This window comes from Reichenbachiella sp. MSK19-1, from assembly GCF_003590315.1.
GTDB classification, from domain to species: domain Bacteria; phylum Bacteroidota; class Bacteroidia; order Cytophagales; family Cyclobacteriaceae; genus Reichenbachiella; species Reichenbachiella agariperforans.
This window is the reverse complement of sequence record NZ_MIER01000015.1, coordinates 146,098-164,974: the sequence shown is the minus strand read 5'-3', so window position 1 is coordinate 164,974 and position 18,877 is coordinate 146,098. Positions and strand designations below refer to the sequence as shown.

Annotated in this window: 13 protein-coding genes; 7 read left to right on the top strand and 6 right to left on the bottom strand. The window is 44.7% G+C overall.

All coding sequences use genetic code 11. The features are described 5' to 3' along the window. Positions 1 to 490 precede the first annotated feature (490 nt). On the bottom strand, positions 491 to 2,965 hold the full coding sequence (gene galB, locus BGP76_RS09105; RefSeq protein ID WP_119844430.1) for a beta-galactosidase GalB: 2,475 nt from the start codon (positions 2,963 to 2,965) through the stop codon (positions 491 to 493). A gap of 197 nt (positions 2,966 to 3,162) precedes the next feature. Between galB and BGP76_RS09100 the strand changes: the two genes are divergently transcribed. Both BGP76_RS09100 and BGP76_RS09095 read left to right on the top strand, forming a co-directional pair. Beyond that, positions 3,163 to 7,146 carry an FG-GAP-like repeat-containing protein gene (locus BGP76_RS09100; RefSeq protein WP_158584191.1) on the top strand — a complete coding sequence of 1,328 codons (3,984 nt, stop codon included), beginning with the start codon at positions 3,163 to 3,165 and terminating at the stop codon, positions 7,144 to 7,146. A 2-nt stretch (positions 7,147 to 7,148) separates the two neighbouring features. Continuing rightward, positions 7,149 to 8,180 (top strand): LacI family DNA-binding transcriptional regulator, encoded by a 1,032-nt coding sequence (locus tag BGP76_RS09095; protein ID WP_119844428.1) that lies wholly within the window; start codon positions 7,149 to 7,151, stop codon positions 8,178 to 8,180. 24 nt (positions 8,181 to 8,204) lie between these two features. On the opposite strand, the gene BGP76_RS09090 is transcribed toward BGP76_RS09095, so the two are convergent. From BGP76_RS09090 to BGP76_RS09070, 5 genes are all read right to left on the bottom strand, one after another. Further along, complete coding sequence (locus BGP76_RS09090; protein WP_158584189.1) at positions 8,205 to 8,522, bottom strand: Dabb family protein; 318 nt, start codon at positions 8,520 to 8,522, stop codon at positions 8,205 to 8,207. 131 nt (positions 8,523 to 8,653) lie between these two features. Continuing rightward, positions 8,654 to 9,841 (bottom strand): stress protein, encoded by a 1,188-nt coding sequence (locus BGP76_RS09085; protein ID WP_147407435.1) that lies wholly within the window; start codon positions 9,839 to 9,841, stop codon positions 8,654 to 8,656. A gap of 224 nt (positions 9,842 to 10,065) precedes the next feature. Beyond that, a complete protein-coding gene (locus BGP76_RS09080; RefSeq protein WP_255416092.1) occupies positions 10,066 to 10,680 on the bottom strand; it encodes a Crp/Fnr family transcriptional regulator in 615 nt (204 codons plus the stop codon). Between the two features lie 20 nt (positions 10,681 to 10,700). Next, positions 10,701 to 11,738, bottom strand: a complete 1,038-nt coding sequence (locus BGP76_RS09075; RefSeq protein ID WP_119844424.1) for a family 16 glycosylhydrolase — start codon at positions 11,736 to 11,738, stop codon at positions 10,701 to 10,703. A 273-nt stretch (positions 11,739 to 12,011) separates the two neighbouring features. Next, on the bottom strand, positions 12,012 to 12,899 hold the full coding sequence (locus BGP76_RS09070) for a family 16 glycosylhydrolase (protein ID WP_119844423.1): 888 nt from the start codon (positions 12,897 to 12,899) through the stop codon (positions 12,012 to 12,014). A 198-nt stretch (positions 12,900 to 13,097) separates the two neighbouring features. On the opposite strand from BGP76_RS09070, the gene BGP76_RS09065 reads away from it, so the two are divergent. Genes BGP76_RS09065 through BGP76_RS09045 form a run of 5 tightly spaced genes read left to right on the top strand, consistent with a single transcriptional unit; the run spans position 13,098 to position 18,860 of the window. Continuing rightward, positions 13,098 to 14,111, top strand: a complete 1,014-nt coding sequence (locus BGP76_RS09065) for a zinc-binding alcohol dehydrogenase family protein (protein WP_119844955.1) — start codon at positions 13,098 to 13,100, stop codon at positions 14,109 to 14,111. 10 nt (positions 14,112 to 14,121) lie between these two features. Next, positions 14,122 to 15,774 (top strand): UxaA family hydrolase, encoded by a 1,653-nt coding sequence (locus BGP76_RS09060; RefSeq protein WP_119844422.1) that lies wholly within the window; start codon positions 14,122 to 14,124, stop codon positions 15,772 to 15,774. Between the two features lie 16 nt (positions 15,775 to 15,790). Continuing rightward, positions 15,791 to 17,230 (top strand): tagaturonate reductase, encoded by a 1,440-nt coding sequence (locus BGP76_RS09055; RefSeq protein ID WP_185146842.1) that lies wholly within the window; start codon positions 15,791 to 15,793, stop codon positions 17,228 to 17,230. Continuing rightward, positions 17,227 to 18,057 (top strand): amidohydrolase, encoded by an 831-nt coding sequence (locus BGP76_RS09050; protein ID WP_119844420.1) that lies wholly within the window; start codon positions 17,227 to 17,229, stop codon positions 18,055 to 18,057. Before BGP76_RS09055 ends, BGP76_RS09050 begins: the two co-directional genes overlap by 4 nt. 8 nt (positions 18,058 to 18,065) lie before the next feature. Continuing rightward, positions 18,066 to 18,860, top strand: a complete 795-nt coding sequence (locus tag BGP76_RS09045; RefSeq protein ID WP_119844954.1) for an SDR family oxidoreductase — start codon at positions 18,066 to 18,068, stop codon at positions 18,858 to 18,860. Positions 18,861 to 18,877: the final 17 nt, after the last annotated feature.

Here is an 18,877-nt window from a genome sequence, read left to right as displayed (position 1 = left end):
ACAAGCGGGTCTTTAAGATCAAAGTACAGCCTATATATACCCAAATCTAGGTAGCGGGTCAAAGGCTTTCATCTTTCAGATCGCTTTGAGGAGAGTAATACAGGTTCGGGTTTGTGCTTGCGCAAGCAGAAGGCCCACCTTGGGCAAGCAGACCGTTGCGCTTGCCCAAGCACAGGCTCCCCCTTGCGCAAGGGGAAGGCCGACCTTGCGCAAGGCCAGATCGCTGCTTGGAGTGTTCCCAGTCTTAGGGTTCCCACTATTTAACTTATATGCCTTCATCGCACAGTGTCTTCAAGCCAGACAGGCCATGCTTACGGCAGGTAAACGCTTCTTTTTCATGGCCAAAAAAGGAAGCAAAAAGGCTAGAAACCAATAAACTCGCTATCGCTCAGACAGTATGATTTTCGATAACCTTGAATTAAGAAGGGGATTTTTTGTAGAAAAGCCCTCTACAGAATTGCAGAGGGCTAGTTAAGCAAAATAGGGGTTCTTATAGCGTTTGAATTGAGCTTTCTGCGGTGGTTAACTCATCTGCCTTCGCTTCAATTTTTATTTCTCCTTTCTCTCCTTTTTGAGACTGCACGATCAACATCAGTTGACCACTAAAGGCCTCCATTTTGTCTCCCTTGAAGCTTCGAAGCGAACGAGGGTTTCCATTGCCTACTGCAGCGATTGTGCCTGCTCCACTTACCTCAAACTGGATGAGGTGATCAGCATTGGGGACCAAATTACCCTCTTCATCTCTGATGCTCACCGTGACGAATGATAGGTCTTGGCCATCTGCATTGATTTGCGTTCGGTCTATGTCTAGTTGGATCTGAGTAGCTTCGCCTGCAGTAGACACTGATTTGCTAGCAACTTTTTGTCCATCGGTATAGGCGACCACCTTTAGGTCTCCTGGAGAGTAGGGCACTTCCCATGAGAGTCTGTATGGACTCATATAGGTACCCTTGTCAAAGAAATGGAACTCGGCAGGGATCGGTGTTTTGTCCACTCCCTTCACTTTCTTTCCCATAGATTTTCCATTGACGAATAGCTCTGCCTCTTCCGCATTGGTATAGGCATACACTGGGATTTTTTCTCCCTCTTTTCCTTCCCAGTTCCAGTGGGGTAGGAGATGAATCATAGGCTCTTTTGTCCATTGACTTTGGTAGAGGTAGTAGCGATCCTTTGGTAGTCCGACTAAATCTATAGGGGCGAAGTAGGATGAATGAGAAGGCCAGTCACCGTTCCAGTGGCCATTGGTAGAGTTGTCACGTCCGCCATAGGGTGTGGGCTCTCCTAGATAATCAAATCCAGTCCACATAAATTCACCCAGTGAGTGCGTATTGCGTTCTTGCTGTTCAAACTCTACATCTGGTGGGTATGCCCACGGAGGTCCCACGGTTCCGTCATAGCTGGAAACTTGACCTGTTTCTTTGACTACATCAGCTTGGATAGGTAGGTGGTAGATTCCTCGGCTACTCGTTTGGGAGGAGGTTTCTGAGCCATATAGGATCATATCAGGGTACTGTTCTCTTAACTCTTTGAGCTGTAGAGGCCAGTAGTTGAGCCCTACTACGTCGACCTGAAACGCCAACTGGTTCTTGTAGGGTGCAGGATAGTAGTTGAACCCTATGGTGGTTTTACGACTAGGGTCTTCGTCGTGGCAAATAGCTGAGAGGTGCTTGGTTAGTTTCCAACCGTCTTTTTGCGACTGCTCTAGGATTTCATTGCCAATGCTCCACATGACGACAGAGGGGTGGTTGCGGTCACGTTTGATCATATCTCTTAGATCACGTTCGTGCCATTCGTCAAAGAATAGGTTGTAGCCATTTTCTACTTTTCCTATCTTCCATTCATCAAAGGCTTCTACGATGACAAGAACGCCTTTTTTGTCACAAATCTCTAGCAATTCAGGTGAGGGAGGATTGTGACTTGTACGAATCGCATTGACCCCCATGCTTTGTAGGATTTCAACTTGACGTTCGGTAGCTCTATAGTTGACTGCTGAGCCGAGGGGACCCAAATCGTGGTGCATACATACACCATTGAGCTGTACGCGTTCACCATTGACGAGTAGCCCTTCGTTGGTGGTGATTTCTATGTTTCGAATACCGAATGGTGTTTCATATCGATCAATGATTTGGTCTTGGTCTAGGATCTCCGACACTATTGTATAGAGGTAAGGTGAGTCGGGTTGCCAGAGCGATGGGGTATTGACCTGTAGTTCTGTCTCTAGTGTTATTTGCTCTGATTTAGATTGAATGCGCTGTGTTTTTGCCTGGACCGTATTACCTTCTTGATCCAATAAGGTGGTTTTTAGTGTGACTTGTTTCGATGCTTGTGTATTTAGCTTGGTTTGAATTAGAACCACGGCTAGTGTACTTGTGATTTTGGGTGTAGTGATATAGGTTCCCCATTGTGCGATGTGAGTAGGGTCATTGTACTTGATCCTTACGTTTCGGTATAGACCGGCGCCTGGGTACCACCTTGAACTAAGATCCTTTGGGTTGAGCCGAACGGCAATGACGTTTTTTTGTCCAAAGTTGACTTGATTGGTGATGTCAAACTCGAAACCAATGTAGCCAAATGGGCGATTGCCGACTAGTTCTCCGTTGACCCAAACGTAGGCATCATTCATAGCCCCATCAAACTCGATGGAAATATTTTTTCCTTCCATACTGGGGTCGATCTCAAAGGTTTTTCTATACCAGCCCATTCCAGTCACAGGGAGTCCTCCTGTACGTGCGTTGTGTTTTCTATCGAATGGCCCAGCAATGGCCCAATCGTGCGGTAGGTTAACGACCTCCCAGTCAGTATCGTTGTAGTCGGTAGCTTGTGCTTCGAGTTCTCCTTTATGAAAGCGCCATCCGTCATTGAACGATTGGTCAGGTATGTGTGCGTTGCGCTCTTCTTTTTTACCGCAGGCCAAAAGCAAACAGACCATGCCTAAGTAGAGTAATTTTCCAGTCTTTAAATGCATATGCGTTTTATGAAATTGTTCTGTTCAAAAGTAAAACCTTCATGGATTGTAGACGGGTTAGAAACGCAAGCAATCCCAAAGGGTAGGGGAAGGGATTGTGTTGAATATAAGGGGCAAATTGTCATAAGTGTCTTCTGTCTCCATATATAGGGAACTCAATCGCTATATTTTGAGGTGATTTGAAAATGAGCATGAGCGTGAAAATTACTATTAGCATCGTATTTGGCTTGAGCCTGTGTCTGCTGTGTGATCAGTTGTGTGCACAGCGTTTTGAGAAAAGACAGTTGACTAGTCTAGAAAAGGTAGGTGGACAAAATGGAATAGCAGTGGCAGATTTTGATCAAGACGGTGATCTAGATGTGGTCATGGTCGAGCGTAGCGAACAGGCTCACCCTAGACGGGGAGGACGCACGGTTTTGCTGGCAAATCAGAACAATGGAAGTTTTTTGGATGTGACCGTGGAGAGCGGGATTAGTACGTATTACAACTATGGTAAAGAGGCAGAGTCAGACATGGGGACCAACAAAGGTGCGGCTTGGGCAGATTTTAACAATGATGGGTACCCCGACTTGTTTTTAACCATGAAGAACCGTTGTTTTTTGTACAAGAATCTGGGAGGATACTTCATTGATATGACCGAACAAGCGGGCTTGCCTAGAATCGACACTTGTAATAATGCAGGATCGGCATGGTTGGATTATGATAATGATGGATTGCTGGATGTTTTTGTGAGTAAATATGGAGGCTGTAGCAGCAACCGTCTCTTTCACAACAATGGCGATGAGACCTTTACAGAAGTGTCTGAGGCGGCTGGCGTAGGTGGTGAGCAACTGCATACTTGGATGGCACTACCAGTAGATCACAATGAGGATGGTTGGATGGATCTGTTGGTGATCAATGAGTTTTCTACACCGAATGAGTTGTTTATCAATCAACAGGATGGGAGCTTTATGGATGAAGCCACTGATGCCAATATCCTTGATATCGAAGATAGCATGGGGAGCGATTTAGGAGATGTGGATGGAGACGGAGATTTGGATGTATATGTTACCAGCAATGGCCTAAGTTCACTGTTTATAAAAGAAGGCAATGCCTACATCGATCGATCAGGAAGTTTGGGGACTGGAAACGCAGGTTGGGGGTGGGCAACTCGGTTTTTTGACTTTGACCTAGATACAGATTTAGATATTTTGGCTGTCAATGGCTACATAGATACCTATGTGGAAACCAGCCGTCTGTTTGAGAATCAGTTGGCACAGGGAGAGTTGCGATTTCAAGATGTAGCGCTCAATAACGAGATGACAAGGAAGGGAGTTTCTTTCGGGAGCGAGGTATTCGATTATGACAATGATGGAGACTTAGATCTGATAGAGGGCAATGCCTATGGTAGTCCCCAGTTTTTTGAAAACAGAACAATTGAGCAAGCTGATTTAGCCAAGCATTGGCTTCAGATCGAATTGGTAGGAGTTGTCGCTAACCGGGATGCATATGGAGCGGTGGTTTCGGTGACTCATGCATCGAATACGTGGACAGGTAGCAATCATGGCGTTGGTTTTCTGTCTCAGAGTAAAAGACCTATTCATTTTGGGTTCGGAGAATATTCTGGCGTAGTAGATGTAGTGGTTCGCTGGCCTGGGGGGGCTGAACAAAGCTTTCGATCTGTTGGTTTGGACCAATTTGTTAGGATCACAGAGGGAGACGATGACGTGGAGGTTTTGACGAGAGAGCCTAGTACCAAGCCTATGGGGTGTACAGACCCACATGCGTGCAACTACGATGACAAGGCTGTACAAAATGATGGCAGTTGCGAGTATTTGCCGCAGCCCGAAATTATTGGAGAAACTCAGTCCCGTCCTTTGTCTAGGAGCGTTTATGGCGTGCAGAATGCTGTAGGAGATTTTGATTGGCAGTGGGGGTGTACGCAGGGTAAAATAGTGAATGGTCAAGGCACACCGCAGATAGAAGTAGAGTGGGGAGTGGCTGAGCAAGCAGAGATTATGCTTACCCAAATTGGAGAATGTCATAGTGAGTCAGCAAGACTCGGTGTCTCGCTAGATGTGCAGTCTAGTATAGAAGGGAATCACTCGGTCGCCCGATTATGGAATGAACTGTTATTGGGAGCGATTAGGAAAGACTATGCTCGACCTACAGTGCATGCCCGAAATCTGTTTCATACGTCTGTCGTGATGTACGATGTATGGGCAGCTGTCACAGGGCAGGGGCAACCTTACTTTTTGGGTAATCAATGGGGGAATTATCAATTGCCTTTCGAAGGGTTTGTCACAGCGGATCAAACTCTAGATGCTCACAAGGCAATCAGCTACGCCATGTATAGGTTGCTGACACATCGTTTCAAGGATTCGCCGGGTGCCGAGCAATCTTTGGCGAGTTTTGATGAACTTATGGCTGCACTGGGTTATGATCCGGGTTTTCTGTCTACGGATTATCATTTGGGTGATGCTGGTGCCTTGGGCAACTATGTAGCGCAAGGTATGATCGCATTTGGACTTCAGGATGGATCGAATGAATTGAACAACTATGCCAATCGGTATTATCGACCAGTCAATGATCCGATGAATCCTTTTGAGTCTGAGAGTATTTTAGGAATAAACCCGAACCGTTGGCAACCCTTAGCCATTAACGGGTTCATAGACCAGAGTGGAAACAATCAAGAAGGAGGGGCAGCTAAATTTTTGAGTCCAGAGTGGGGACGTGTCCAGCCATTTGCACTCAACGAATCAGATCTTAGTGTTAAGAGTGGATCAACGAACGACTATTGGGTGTATCATGATCCCGGCAGTCCACCACTACTGACGTCTACAGAGAAACAAGAGTATCAATGGGGGTTTTCGATGGTGTCGGTATGGGGTGGTCATCTAGACCCGAGTGATGGAGTCATGTGGGATATATCACCAGGAGGAATTGGTAATGTAGCACTAGAGTCTATTCCAAGTAGTTTTGAAGAATACGATCAATTCTATGCCTATCAAGACGGAGGGGATACTGGGCTGGGGCGAGAGACTAATCCTGTCACAGGAGCAGCCTATGAAGCCAATCGGGTGCCTAGGGGAGATTATACTAGAGTGTTGGCAGAGTTTTGGGCTGATGGGCCAGACTCTGAAACTCCGCCGGGACATTGGTTTACTCTTCTCAATTATGTCCATGATCATGAGCAGTTTGAGGCGAAAATGGAAGGGGTAGGGGAAGCATTAGCCCCTTTAGAGTGGGATGTGAAAGCCTATTTTGCACTTGGAGGAGCCATGCACGATGCAGCGATTGCTGCCTGGGGGATCAAGGGATGGTACGATTATGTGAGACCTGTCACGGCCATTAGGTATATGGCCGAAAGAGGGCAGAGCAGTGATGTAGCTAAGGCCAATTATCACGAAAGGGGGATGCCGTTGGTAGCAGGGAGGATAGAACTGATAGAAGAGGGTGACCCCTTGGCTGGAGACCAAGGGGAGAATTTGGGTCAGATTAAACTTTACTCTTGGAGAGGTCATAACCGGGTATCTGACCCAGCCACAGATGTCGCTGGAGTAGGATGGATTCTAGCGAAGGAGTGGTGGCCTTATCAGAGGCCTTCTTTTGTGACACCTCCATTTGCAGGGTACATATCGGGGCATTCTACTTATTCGCGCGCAGCTGCGGAAGTACTGACACGGTTGACAGGTAGTTCTTATTTTCCAGGAGGAATGGGTGTTTTCATAGCCAAAAAAGATGAGTTCTTGGTGTTTGAGAAAGGGCCAAGTGTGGATGTCGCGTTGCAGTGGGCGACATATCAAGATGCGTCTGATCAGTGTAGTTTATCTCGGATATGGGGAGGGATTCATCCACCAGCGGATGATATACCCGGTAGAAAAATAGGCGCACTGATAGGAAATCGAAGTTTCGAGAAGGCCAAGACCTATTTTAATTCTACTTTGCTGGCATCTGAGCAGCAAGAGAAGGCTAAGTATTTTAGTCCGTTTCCTAACCCTGTTCACTCAGGAGACCAGATCACCCTGCCTAGATATGGTGGAGAATTCTTGACAGTCTATGATATGATGGGACGAAAAGTATATGACGGATATACCGAAGGTTCGAAAGAGGGACACTCGTCAGTGGATTTGACTGGAGTGGAAAAAGGACTGTATATCTTTGCAGTCGGGAAAGAAAAATATAAAATCCTGATTGAATAATCATGCACAAAGGCCGTATCAATATTAAGGACATAGCTAAGGCATTAGGAGTTGCTCCTTCTACCGTGTCGCGGGCATTGAGTAATCAAGGCAGGGTTAGCCCAAAAACCAAAGCGTCTATCATGGAACTTGCAGAAAAATGGGGGTATCGACCCAATCCATTTGCCCGAAATCTGCAAAAAAACAAATCAGGTTTGATAGGGCTCATTCTACCAGAGTTTACCCATCATTATTTTGCCAAAGTCCTTTCTGGGGTCAATAAAATCATCAATAAAAGTGACTATCGCTTGATTATCAATGTGCATGAAGGGAGTGTGGAAAAGGAAAAAGAGATCGTGAAGATGCTAAGCGAAATGCATGTAGATGGCGTGCTGGCTTCTTATGCTCGTGAAACTGACGATTTCGAACATTATTTATCATTGATAGAAGAGGAAGTGCCTTTGGTGTTTGTAGATAGAATGTGTGAAGACTTAGACGCGTCCTATGTGATCAGCGATGATTTTGATGGCAGTCGTTTGGCGATTGATCACTTGGTTCAGTCTGGTGCTCGTAGGATCGCTTATATTTCAGGGCCAGATCGTTTGTCTACGACCTTTACGCGCCTCACGGGGTATAAGGAAGTCATGAACAAACATAGACTGCCACACCCTGATCATTGGGTACTGCCTACCAATGGTTCGGACTGGACGGAACAGCTTGAGCATCTGGTGATGAATGAAAACATCGATGCACTGTTGGCTTACAGCGATTATCTGGCTTTTGATGCAGTACAAGTACTGAGAAGACTAGGGAAACGGGTGCCTGAAGATGTGGCAGTGGTAGGATTTGCTGACGAACCTATAGCCAGTTACATGACTCCTCAGCTCACTTCTGTGCACCAACCCGCATTCGAAATGGGGCAAAAGGCCGCAGGGATTTTGTTGGACGAGTTGTCCAATCCCTCACAGGCCATTTCGTCACTTGTACTACCCAATCAATTGATTGCCAGGGACTCTACCAAATCTGATCACTCTCGTCTCCACAAGACGGGTTGATAGATGCACTTTTTTAGGCTCGTTTTAGTTAACAGACTTTTTTTCTTCGCCCCAAAAGTCCAGCGTGAGCAGGTCTGCCATTAGTGGTTTGTTTTTGTCCACAACCTCCATATGGGCTGGATGTGGTAGGTATGCATCTCTAGCAGCTTCATCCTCGAATGTTAATATGTAGCAATGAGTGAAGCCTTTGCTAAAACCTTCCACACTTATGTCATCACCACCCTCAAACTTGATTAACCCTGGGATTTTGTTTTCGAGTGCTTTAAAATACTGTATGGCTTGTGTTTGATCTTGAATGGAAACACCTTCTTTGAAGGTAAATGCTACTACATGTCTGAGCACCTTTTGTGTTTCGCCCTTGTCTGAATGACAAGAGTAAAGAATTGTAGCGCTAATAAGGAGGCTGAAAATAATTGAATGTGATAAAATTGAGCTTTTCATTTGGAAGATGTTCTATGTGATTGTTTTTTAATTTATTGTTTGTCTAGGCGATACGAAACCATTGTTTTTCCATCTACGGATCCTGCAAAGAGAAAGAGTTGGCCTTCAATTTTGTAACCTGTCAAACCGTAGTATATTGGGAAACCTGTCTCTATTTTCCCTGCATCACTCAATCTACCATTTTGATTAATCATGCATAGTTGAATGCTTTGGTCGTCTCGTGTAGCTGCAGCAATCAGGTCAAAATTTTGGTTGTAGGGCAGTCGATGCAAGCGAGTTTGCCCCTGGATTAAAGTCTCATTGTTATCAATGAAAGCAGATCGTGGTACAAGTTGGCCTTGATTGTTGACCCAAAAAACGGTGATGGCATCACCATGATAGTAGTAGGAGTGGCGGTCTTTTACCCATGGTGTAGGTTGATAGTAACTGTGGTGTCGGTGTCCGACTATTACGTAGTTCCAGCCTTTTATGGTTGTAGAAATAACAGGATAGGTTCCGTTGAGAAATAGATTATTGTCGTCTGGAATATTGCTAATGTTTTCAAATTGCCCATTTTCAAAAATTCTCCAACTACTCAATCCATTGTCTTGGAAACCTCCGGTAAGTAAGTAGGTTTTGCCATCAATTACGTGCAAGGACATACCTATGATTCCATCAGTAAAGATGGAATCAGTGTCAGCCATGGATTGGATATGCTCTAAATCCCCTTCAGGAGTAATCTTAAATGAACTTAGGCCAGGTGTTTTTTCTAATCCACCGACAAAAAGATAGGCGTTGTCTTTCATGTGGACCACTTGTAGTGTGATGACTATACCGAGGTAGGTCGTGTCAGTATCTTTTGTGACGGAGAGAGACTGAAGTCGACCATTGGCTTTGATTTCGAACACTTCGACTGCATCTCCACCTTTTAGACCAGCAAAGAGCAAGTCTTTCCCATGTACTGTGTCGCTTATTAAGCCCCGGACTGTTTTTTTGCCACCAGAAACTTCATAGCTTTCTATTGCTTTCATTTCGCCCCTCTCGTTGATGGCGAATAGATCTATCTGATTGCCATCACCAGCGCTGTAAAGGAAGTGTCCTTGTTTGGTTTGGTGTATCGTGTTTGTAACTGTGTTGAATGATGTTTCAACTTTATTTACAGTTTGTATGTCGAATTTTGGCTGGCTTAAAGTCATGGAGCATATCGCCATGCTCAGAACAAATAGGATTGCAAATTTCATGTGTTATAAGATTGATTATGCGGCCCTGTGAGGGGTAGTATTGTTTTCTAGCGTTTCCGTTGATTCGCCTGAGCTTGATCAGCTGGAGATTCAAATAACAGATTGGTGAAAAGTAGGATGTGGAATAATGCTTTCATTGTCACGAGCTGTTTTTCTCCAATTCTATTTCTGCAAAACTGACTGATACCGAAAACAATTTTCTTGAACTAGTTTAAGAAATAAGCTCAGGTCTTTTCCAGTTGCCTTCTTTTTCGGATAACACTTACGAACTCCTGAGTAATGCCCAAATAGCTCGCGATGTGTTTGTTCGTCAATTGCCCACTTAGGGTTGGGTAGGTGTCGATAAAATGCAGATAGCGCTCTTCGGCAGTCATGGTGTGATTGCGGATCAGACGTCTTTGCCAGGCCGCGATAGCTTTTTGGGACATGATTCGAAATAGTCGCTCTACCTTTGGCATTTGTTCATAGAGCCTTTCTTTATCAGTCCATGATATGGTGAGTAAAGTACTGTTTTTAAGGGCTCGAATGCTTAGTTCTGATGCAGTTTGATGCAGGAAACTGTCAATTTCCATCACCCACCAATCTTTCCCGGCAAAGTATAAAATTTTCTCTTCTCCTTTCGAATTGGTTGTATAGACTTTTAAGCATCCCTCGACCACATAACCTTCGAATCTACAGATCTGTCCTGACCTTAGGAGGTATTCTCCCTTGGGTATTGTTTTTACATGGAAATACGAATTTATCGTTTCCAGTTCTTCGGGAGAAAAAGTGACAAGATGGTTAATGTATCGTGTTAATGCCTTTTTGTCCATTCCAATGTCGTAGTGATTGAATTTCACATATTCGGGCCTGTTGATTGCTATTTGGCTTCCAGTGTCCAAGTTCTGACCCAGTCGATGCGCATAGTATTGATGTTGTCGTTTTCTAGATCTGCTTTTTGGGGTAGGCCTCCTAGCCAGTCAGCCTCGTTGCTCCAGAGGTCGAAAATGATTTCTAGGTCTTTGGTAAATTCCCTATTGGGGTAGAATTGACCTGAGCGATCGTCTCCGACTTTTACATGCCCTGCAGGTTCTCCGTCCAGATAGAATTGGATGTTCTGCGCGTCTTTCCACCACAGGCCGTAGGTATGATAGGCTTCATTCCAGCCGCTGTTCTTGAGTGGGTTGGCATCCGATAGTCCTGATCTGTTGAAGTTGGCATGCTCGCGCACTTCCTGTGGAGTCAAGTCTGGATCTACATGGAAATATTGGGCATTCATCCGCTCGGGCATGTCTGGCTGACAGTCGCATGAGGGGTTAGAGTTGTTTTCTATGATGTCTATTTCATCTCTTTCATCGATGTTGCCATTGTTGAGCCAGTAGGTGTTGTAGGCAGAGATATGAGAGGTTTTGATGCTCGCTTCCGTGTACATGGGGTAGCTTATCTTTGTTCTCGAGTGGATTCTGGCGGTTTGAAACCATCGGTCTTCGGGATTGCTCTCGTTCAGCGTGGCTTTGATCCACAGATTCCCTTCACTTACGCCAGAGTTGTCCGCGTCGGTTGTCATGTAGACAGGCACTTCGTAGTTCCATGTGGATTTGAACCATTTGTCCGCGTCCCATGCTTCAAATTCGTCTGATAGGGTTTCTACTTTTATCCACTCCATGTTTGCGGGAGTAGAGTCCTGAATAGATACAAAAGAGGGGAAGTCAGGGTCTATGTTTTCGAAATTTTCTGTTGTCAATTCCGTGCTTTCGTTTTCCTCCTCTTCTTTATTTTCTTCTTTCTCCTCTACTTCTTCTTTTTCCTCTTCTTCCAGTACGCTGTCTTGACCACAGCCTGCAAGCGACAGGAAAAAAACGAGAGTAAATAGGTACAAATAGGTGTAGATTTTCTTTGAAACGATGTTGATAAACATTTGTGATTTGTTATATACTGAAACGAAAAGTAATTACTCTGCAAAGATGATACTGGATCAATAAAGTCCGTGGAACAAAAACTAACCATTGTCGGGGGCTTTTGGGTAGGGCAATTTTACTGGAAATACCGTCCGAAACCTGCATAGTTTTACAAGCCAGACAGCCTTGTCTAGCTTTTGTCGAGTTCAATTCTTCGTAGGAAGGTTTCCTTGGAGACAATGACTAGATATGTAGTGTTTTTTATGAGTTTAAAATGTGGTCTGGTTTTCTTATTATTGGGTCCAGACGCGCATATATTTAATATGGAACTCTTTGTCAGTGCGTTCGTCTGGCAATGCACCAAACCACTTGTTCGATTCATTATTGATGTTGATTTCAAGAGGCTGGTGCCAGTGCGTGTTTTCTGCTTCTCTGAACAGGATGCCGTCTATGTAGAACCGGATCACGTCTTCATTCCATTCGAGTCCCCATACATGGTAGTCTGCTTGTAGTTCAAAAGGAATGAAGTAGGTCTTTGATCGCATGAAATGCTTCTGGACATCTCCATGCTCTGGTGGTGATCTGAAGACATGTATGTTGGAGTGCAAGTCGTGTCTGTTTTCTGCCACACCGGGATCATTTTCGCAGATGTCGATTTCCGTCCACCAGTCCTTGCTCACATTGGTGACCCAAAAACCCGAAACCCAAGGTGCATCCATGAGCTTCATCTCTGCTTCCAGATAGCCATATTTTAGCTTTTGCTTCGATTTGATGAATCCTGCCGTGTGTGTATAGCCTTCTGGGATTTCTTCATCGCCATGCTGATTGATCTTCAGTACCAATTCTCCTTTTTTTAGGCTTACGTTCGAGCCGTGAAAGTAGGTAGGTTGTCGACCTTTCCATCCTGGATTGTTGGGATGCCACCTGTCGATGTTTAGCTTTTTACCCTTAAATTCATCTGAGAGTTCTTTGTTGATTTTCCAACCCCCTTCATTGTTTTGGTCAGAGAGAGGAAATTTTTGGTTGAGTCTACGCGGCGCAGCAGCTATGTCGACGGTGTCTGTATAGTAGCCCGCTGGTTTGGTTGGTGGGTTGTCTGTATCGTTTTCGTTCTGAGCAGAGACTTGGAGCAATGGAAGCCCCCATAGCAAAAGGGTGAATAGTTTTAATCGATAGTTCATGCTTATTAATGTTTTAAAAGCACAAAGGTGACTTAAGTTGGTTGTTATGAAGTATTCTATTTTTTCCAAAACTTTCTCTATTCTGTAGAGAGATTGGTTGTGGGCTATGCTACCACTTTTGCGCAACCGTTTGCTCATGATTACCTGAAGCCAAAGAACAATGTTTGTATTCAAATCGATAGAGAAAAGGATACAAATATGAAATACATCGTGTGCGAAGAACCGGGCAAATTTGAGCTCAGGGAGAAAGAAGCACCAGTGAGAAAAGCTGGAGAGGCATTACTTAAAATCAACAAAGTCGGGATATGTGGTACGGATTTGCATGCCTATGCAGGCAATCAGGCCTTCTTTACATACCCAAGGATATTAGGACACGAACTAGCATCTACTGTGTTAGAGATTGACGAAAATCCACAAGGGATCAAAGCAGGAGATGGCGTGATTGTGATGCCCTATGTGAGTTGTGGTGAGTGTGTGGCATGTAGAGCTGACAAGACCAATTGCTGTTCTAATATCACCGTACTGGGTGTACATGGAGACGGAGGTATGCAGGAGCAAATTGCTGTGCCGACCAATATTCTACTCCCTGCGGGTGATTTGTCTGATGATGAGATGGCTATCGTCGAGCCGTTAGCGATCGGTGCACATGCGATCAGAAGAGCTGCTGTGCAGCCCGGCGAAACTGTCGTGGTTATCGGGTGCGGCCCTATAGGTATAGGGATGATGAAACTGGCGCAGATAGCGGGTGCGAAAGTAATTGCCTTGGATATGAATGATGATCGGCTGAAGTATGCGAAAGAAGAGATAGGTGTAGACTACATCGTCAATGTGAAAGATAAGCCTGTGGATAAAGTGGCTGAGATCACAGGTGGTGATCTGGCTACTGCAGTATTTGATGCCTCTGGACACAAAGGAGCGTTAGAGTCAGGGCCTGATTATATGGCGCATGGTGGGAGATATGTATTGGTGGGATTATCCAAAGGAGAGTTGACGTTTGTTCATCCTAAAATACATGCCAAAGAAACCACCATCATGTGTAGTAGAAATGCTACCCTAGAAGATTTCGAACATGTTGTAGAGGTACTGAGCAGTGGTGAATTTCCCACATCTTCATTCATCACACACAATGTGGATTTTAGTACGATGATCCAACACTTTGATAGCTGGCTCAAACCAGAAACAGGAGTGATCAAAGCGACTGTCAATTTCTAAACAAGCAAAGATGTCGAATAGATATGTGCAAATCGATCCACGTGACAATCTGATTGTTGCAATTCAGGATTTGAAAAGGAACGAAGAAATATCCGTAGCAGATACGATTCTGGTACTCAAAGAGGATGTGCAGGCCAAACACAAGTTTGCGTTGCAAGATTTGGCTGAGGGAGACTTAGTATACATGTATGGTGTGCTCGTGGGTAAAGCGACCACTGCTATTGAACAAGGACGGTCGATCACGGTTCAAAACATGAAACATGCTTCTGCAGAGTACTCTGGTAAGAGAGAAAAAAAACATTGGGTAGGACCAGATGTGAGCAAGTGGCAGGGGCGAACATTCAATGGTTATCACCGTGCAGACGGGAAGGTAGGCACAGGTAACTATTGGATTGTGTTTGCATTGACCTTCTGCGAAAATAGAAACTTGGATGTACTCAAAGCTGCCTTGACAGAATCTCTTGGTTACCAGACCGAAAAGGACTATGTCGTGAATACAGAGGAGCTGGTACGTGTTATGCAGCGTGGAGGAGGACAAGAGGATATTCTCAATACCGAAATTATCAAGTCGCAAGAGGAGGTTATCAAAAACCGTGTGTTTCCAAATGTGGACGGAATCAAAATACTAAGACATGAAGGGGGGTGTGGAGGTACTCGTGCAGACTCGGAGGTACTGTGTAACCTACTCGCAGGATACTTGACCAATCCCAACGTAGCTGGCGCTACTGTCCTTAGTCTAGGTTGTCAAAATGCCCAAATTGAAGTGTTAGAAGAGGCGATTAAGAAAAAGGACTCAAACTTTTCTAAACCGCTTCATATCTTAGAACAGCAGCAGAGCAAAAGTGAACGCTCTTTTATAGAAGGTGCCGTGAAGATGACTTTCATAGGGCTACAAGAGGCCAATAAACTAGAAAGAAAACCTGCACCACTCAGCAAACTTGTGTTAGGACTGGAGTGCGGTGGATCGGATGGTTTTTCTGGTATCTCTGCCAATCCAGCATTGGGCTATACCTCAGATATATTGGCAGCATTGGGCGGTTCGCCGGTGCTAAGTGAGTTCCCAGAACTCAATGGAGTAGAGCAGGAACTGATCGATAGATGCGTAGAAGATCATGACGCAGAGAAATTTGCTTCATTGATGAAAGCCTATGGAGACAAGGCAATAGCAGTCGGTTCGGGTTTTGAAAGTAATCCATCCCCAGGTAATATCAAGGATGGTCTGATCACTGATGCTATGAAGTCTGCAGGTGCGGCTAAGAAAGGTGGTACTTCACCTATCACTGAGGTTTTGGATTATACAGAATCCGTCACTAAACCAGGTCTAAATTTGCTTTGCACGCCAGGTAATGATGTAGAAAGTACTACTGGGCTCGCTGGCTCAGGTTGCAACCTGATTGTATTCACCACAGGACTGGGTACACCTACAGGCAATCCAGTGGTGCCAGTAGTGAAGCTATCCAGCAACAACAAACTGTCAGAAAAAATGAAGGATGTAATCGACGTAAATGCTGGTACAGTTATCAGCGGAGAAGATACCATAGAGTCGAAAGGAGAGGAGCTGTTTGAGTATCTAATACAGGTAGCCAGTGGCGATAAGGTACCGCATGCGGTACGCCTTGGTCACGATGATTTTATTCCATGGAAGAGAGATATCTCACTTTAATCAACGAATGAAAACAATGAAACAATTAAATAGATCAACACATCAAACGAAGAGCTATAAAGAAAGAATTGTGCAGTTTGGAGAGGGGAATTTTCTCCGAGCATTTGCCGACTGGATGATTCATCAGATGAATCAAAAGGCTGGATTTGATGGAGGTGTAGTTGCTGTACAACCTATTGACAAGGGGCTGGTACCATTGTTAAACGAGCAAGAAGGTCTTTACACTGTATACCTCAACGGGATCAAAGACGGAGAGGCTGTCAGCGAACACGAGATAGTAGACTGTATTCAGCGTGGGTTGGATCCCTATAGGCAGTTCGAGGAGTATATGGCACTAGCAGACAATCCTGACCTTAGGTTTGTCCTGTCTAATACTACCGAAGCAGGAATTGCTTATCACGAGAATAATTCGATCCATGATACACCACCGAGTAGTTTTCCAGCCAAGGTGACTTTGTTGTTGCACAAACGTTACGAGGCTTTTGAGGGAGCAGCAGACAAAGGATTGATCTTCATCCCTTGCGAACTGATCGATAGAAATGGTGACAACCTGAAGCGTATCATCCTGCAGTATGTAGAGGAGTGGCAACTGTCTGGTGCATTTAAGGACTGGATAGAAAAACACAATGTTTTTACCAACACACTAGTAGATCGTATCGTGCCAGGATATCCCAAAGACAAAATGGACGAGATTACTCAGCAATTGGGGTACAAGGACCAGTTGGTCGTAGAAGGGGAACAGTTTCACCTTTGGGTGATAGAAGGGGCAGAGCAGTTCCGTGAGGAATTCCCAGCAGAAGCTTGTGGTTTGAATGTCGTCTTTACAGACAATATGGAGCCCTATCGTACACGAAAGGTACGTATTCTCAATGGAGCCCATACGACTATGGTACCTGTAGCTTATCTCTATGGGATCAAGTATGTGAGAGAGTCAGTGGAGGATGAGGTGTTTGGAGAGTGGATTCGTCAGGCCATCTTTGAAGAGATATGCCCTACTCTGGATCTTCCAGACGAAGAGTTGAGATCATTTGCCAACGACGTACTAGATCGTTTTAGAAATCCATATCTCAAGCACGCGCTGATGAGTATTTCGCTTAACTCAGTGTCCAAATTTAAAACAAGGGTCTTGCCATCATTGTTGGGGTATGTGGAGAGAAAAGGTTCTCTGCCTGTGAAATTGAGTATATCACTGGCAGCACTCATTGCATTTTATCGTGGAGAAGTAGCTGGTAAGTCTATTGAGCGAAACGATGACCAGGCAGTGATCAATTTTGCAGATAAAGTTTGGTCGGCATACAATGATGAAGCATCACTGACGAAGGTGTCGAGCGATTTTCTGGGCAATCAAGAGTTTTGGGGGCAGGACTTGAATAAGATCGCTAACCTGACTAATACCGTTGCGAGATATTTGAGTGAAATATTAGACGGAAACATACAAAAACTACTCAAATCATGAGAATAGATTCACACCAACATTTTTGGCAATATAATACCAAAAAACATGCTTGGATCAATGCTGAAATGGCAGTGATTCAAAAGGATTTTTTCCCTTCTGATCTTAGAGATGTTTTGATTCACAGCGGTCTCGAAGGATCAGTTGCTGTACAGGCTGATCAGACGGAGACAGAGACAGAGTTTCTGTTAGATATGGCTGTCAAATACGATTTTATCAAGGCAGTAGTGGGGTGGGTCGATTTGCGATCGCCAGACGTAGCAAGCAGACTAGCACATTATTCGAAAAATGAAAAGTTCGTAGGCGTGCGTCATGTAGTACAGGATGAGCCAGACCCTGAGTTTATGCTTCGAGAGGATTTTCAAAGGGGATTGGCGCAATTGAAGGATTATGGGCTGACCTATGATGTTTTAATCTTTCCTACTCAGATGAAGGCTGCATTGGAGACAATTGAGCGACATCCCGAGCAACCTTTCGTGATTGATCACATCGCCAAGCCTTATATCAAAGCGGGTAAGATTGATGAATGGAAGGATTATATGCAGCAGATAGCAAGTCATCACAATGTGATGTGTAAGCTATCTGGTATGGTTACCGAAGCAGATTGGACTCGCTGGACGTATGATGATTTTGTACCGTATCTAGATGTAGTGGTAGATGCCTTTGGGGTGGATAGGCTTATGTATGGTTCGGATTGGCCGGTGTGCCTGTTGGGAGGTACTTATGAGGTGATTAAGTCAGTCGTGGATCAGTATTTTGCATCCTACAGCCTTACTGATCAGAGTAAGATTTATGGGGAGAATGCCGTGAGGTTTTATGGTATCAAATGAAAGAAATAATGGATTTGAAATTGAAAGATAAAGTAGTCATGATCACTGGAGGTGCTGGTATGAAAGGTAGTATCGGGGAGACGATTGTGAGAAAATTAGCAGAAGAGGGAGCTATTCCAATCATCGTGGATCGTAACACGAGGGGAAAAGGCTATGTGGAGGAGTTAAACCAAAAAGGGGGAGATGCTATGTTCATAGCGACAGACCTAACCCAGCCAGAGCAGATAGCGTCTGCCATAGAAGCAGTGGGCGAAAAGTACGGTAGAATTGATGTGTTGATCAATAACGTCGGAGTGAATGATGGGGCAGGTTTGGAGGAATCACTTGAGGCTTTCATGGATTCACTCAAACTCAATATGGTTAGTTATTTTCTGATGACCAAATATTGTTTGCCATGGTTGAAGCAGTCGAAAGGTAATATATTGAATATTGGTTCTAAAGTAGGCTATACAGGTCAGGGAGGAACCTCAGGGTATGCCGCATCAAAGGGAGGCGTACTGGCGCTAACCCGTGAATGGGCAGTGGATCTGATCCAATATGATATACGAGTCAACTGCCTGATTATATCCGAAAGTTATACACCAGCTTATGAAGATTGGATCAAGACACTGGAGGATGGTGAGCAGAAGTTGAATTCAATCAAGGATAAGATCCCTTTTGGCAACCGAATGACTGAGCCAGTAGAGATAGCCAATCAGACTTTGTTTACGATTTCTGAACTATCCTCTCATACCACAGGACAGCACATATTTGTGGATGGAGGCTATGTGCATCTCGATAGAGCGTTGCTACCTGCTCACTAAATCAAACACTTACAGAA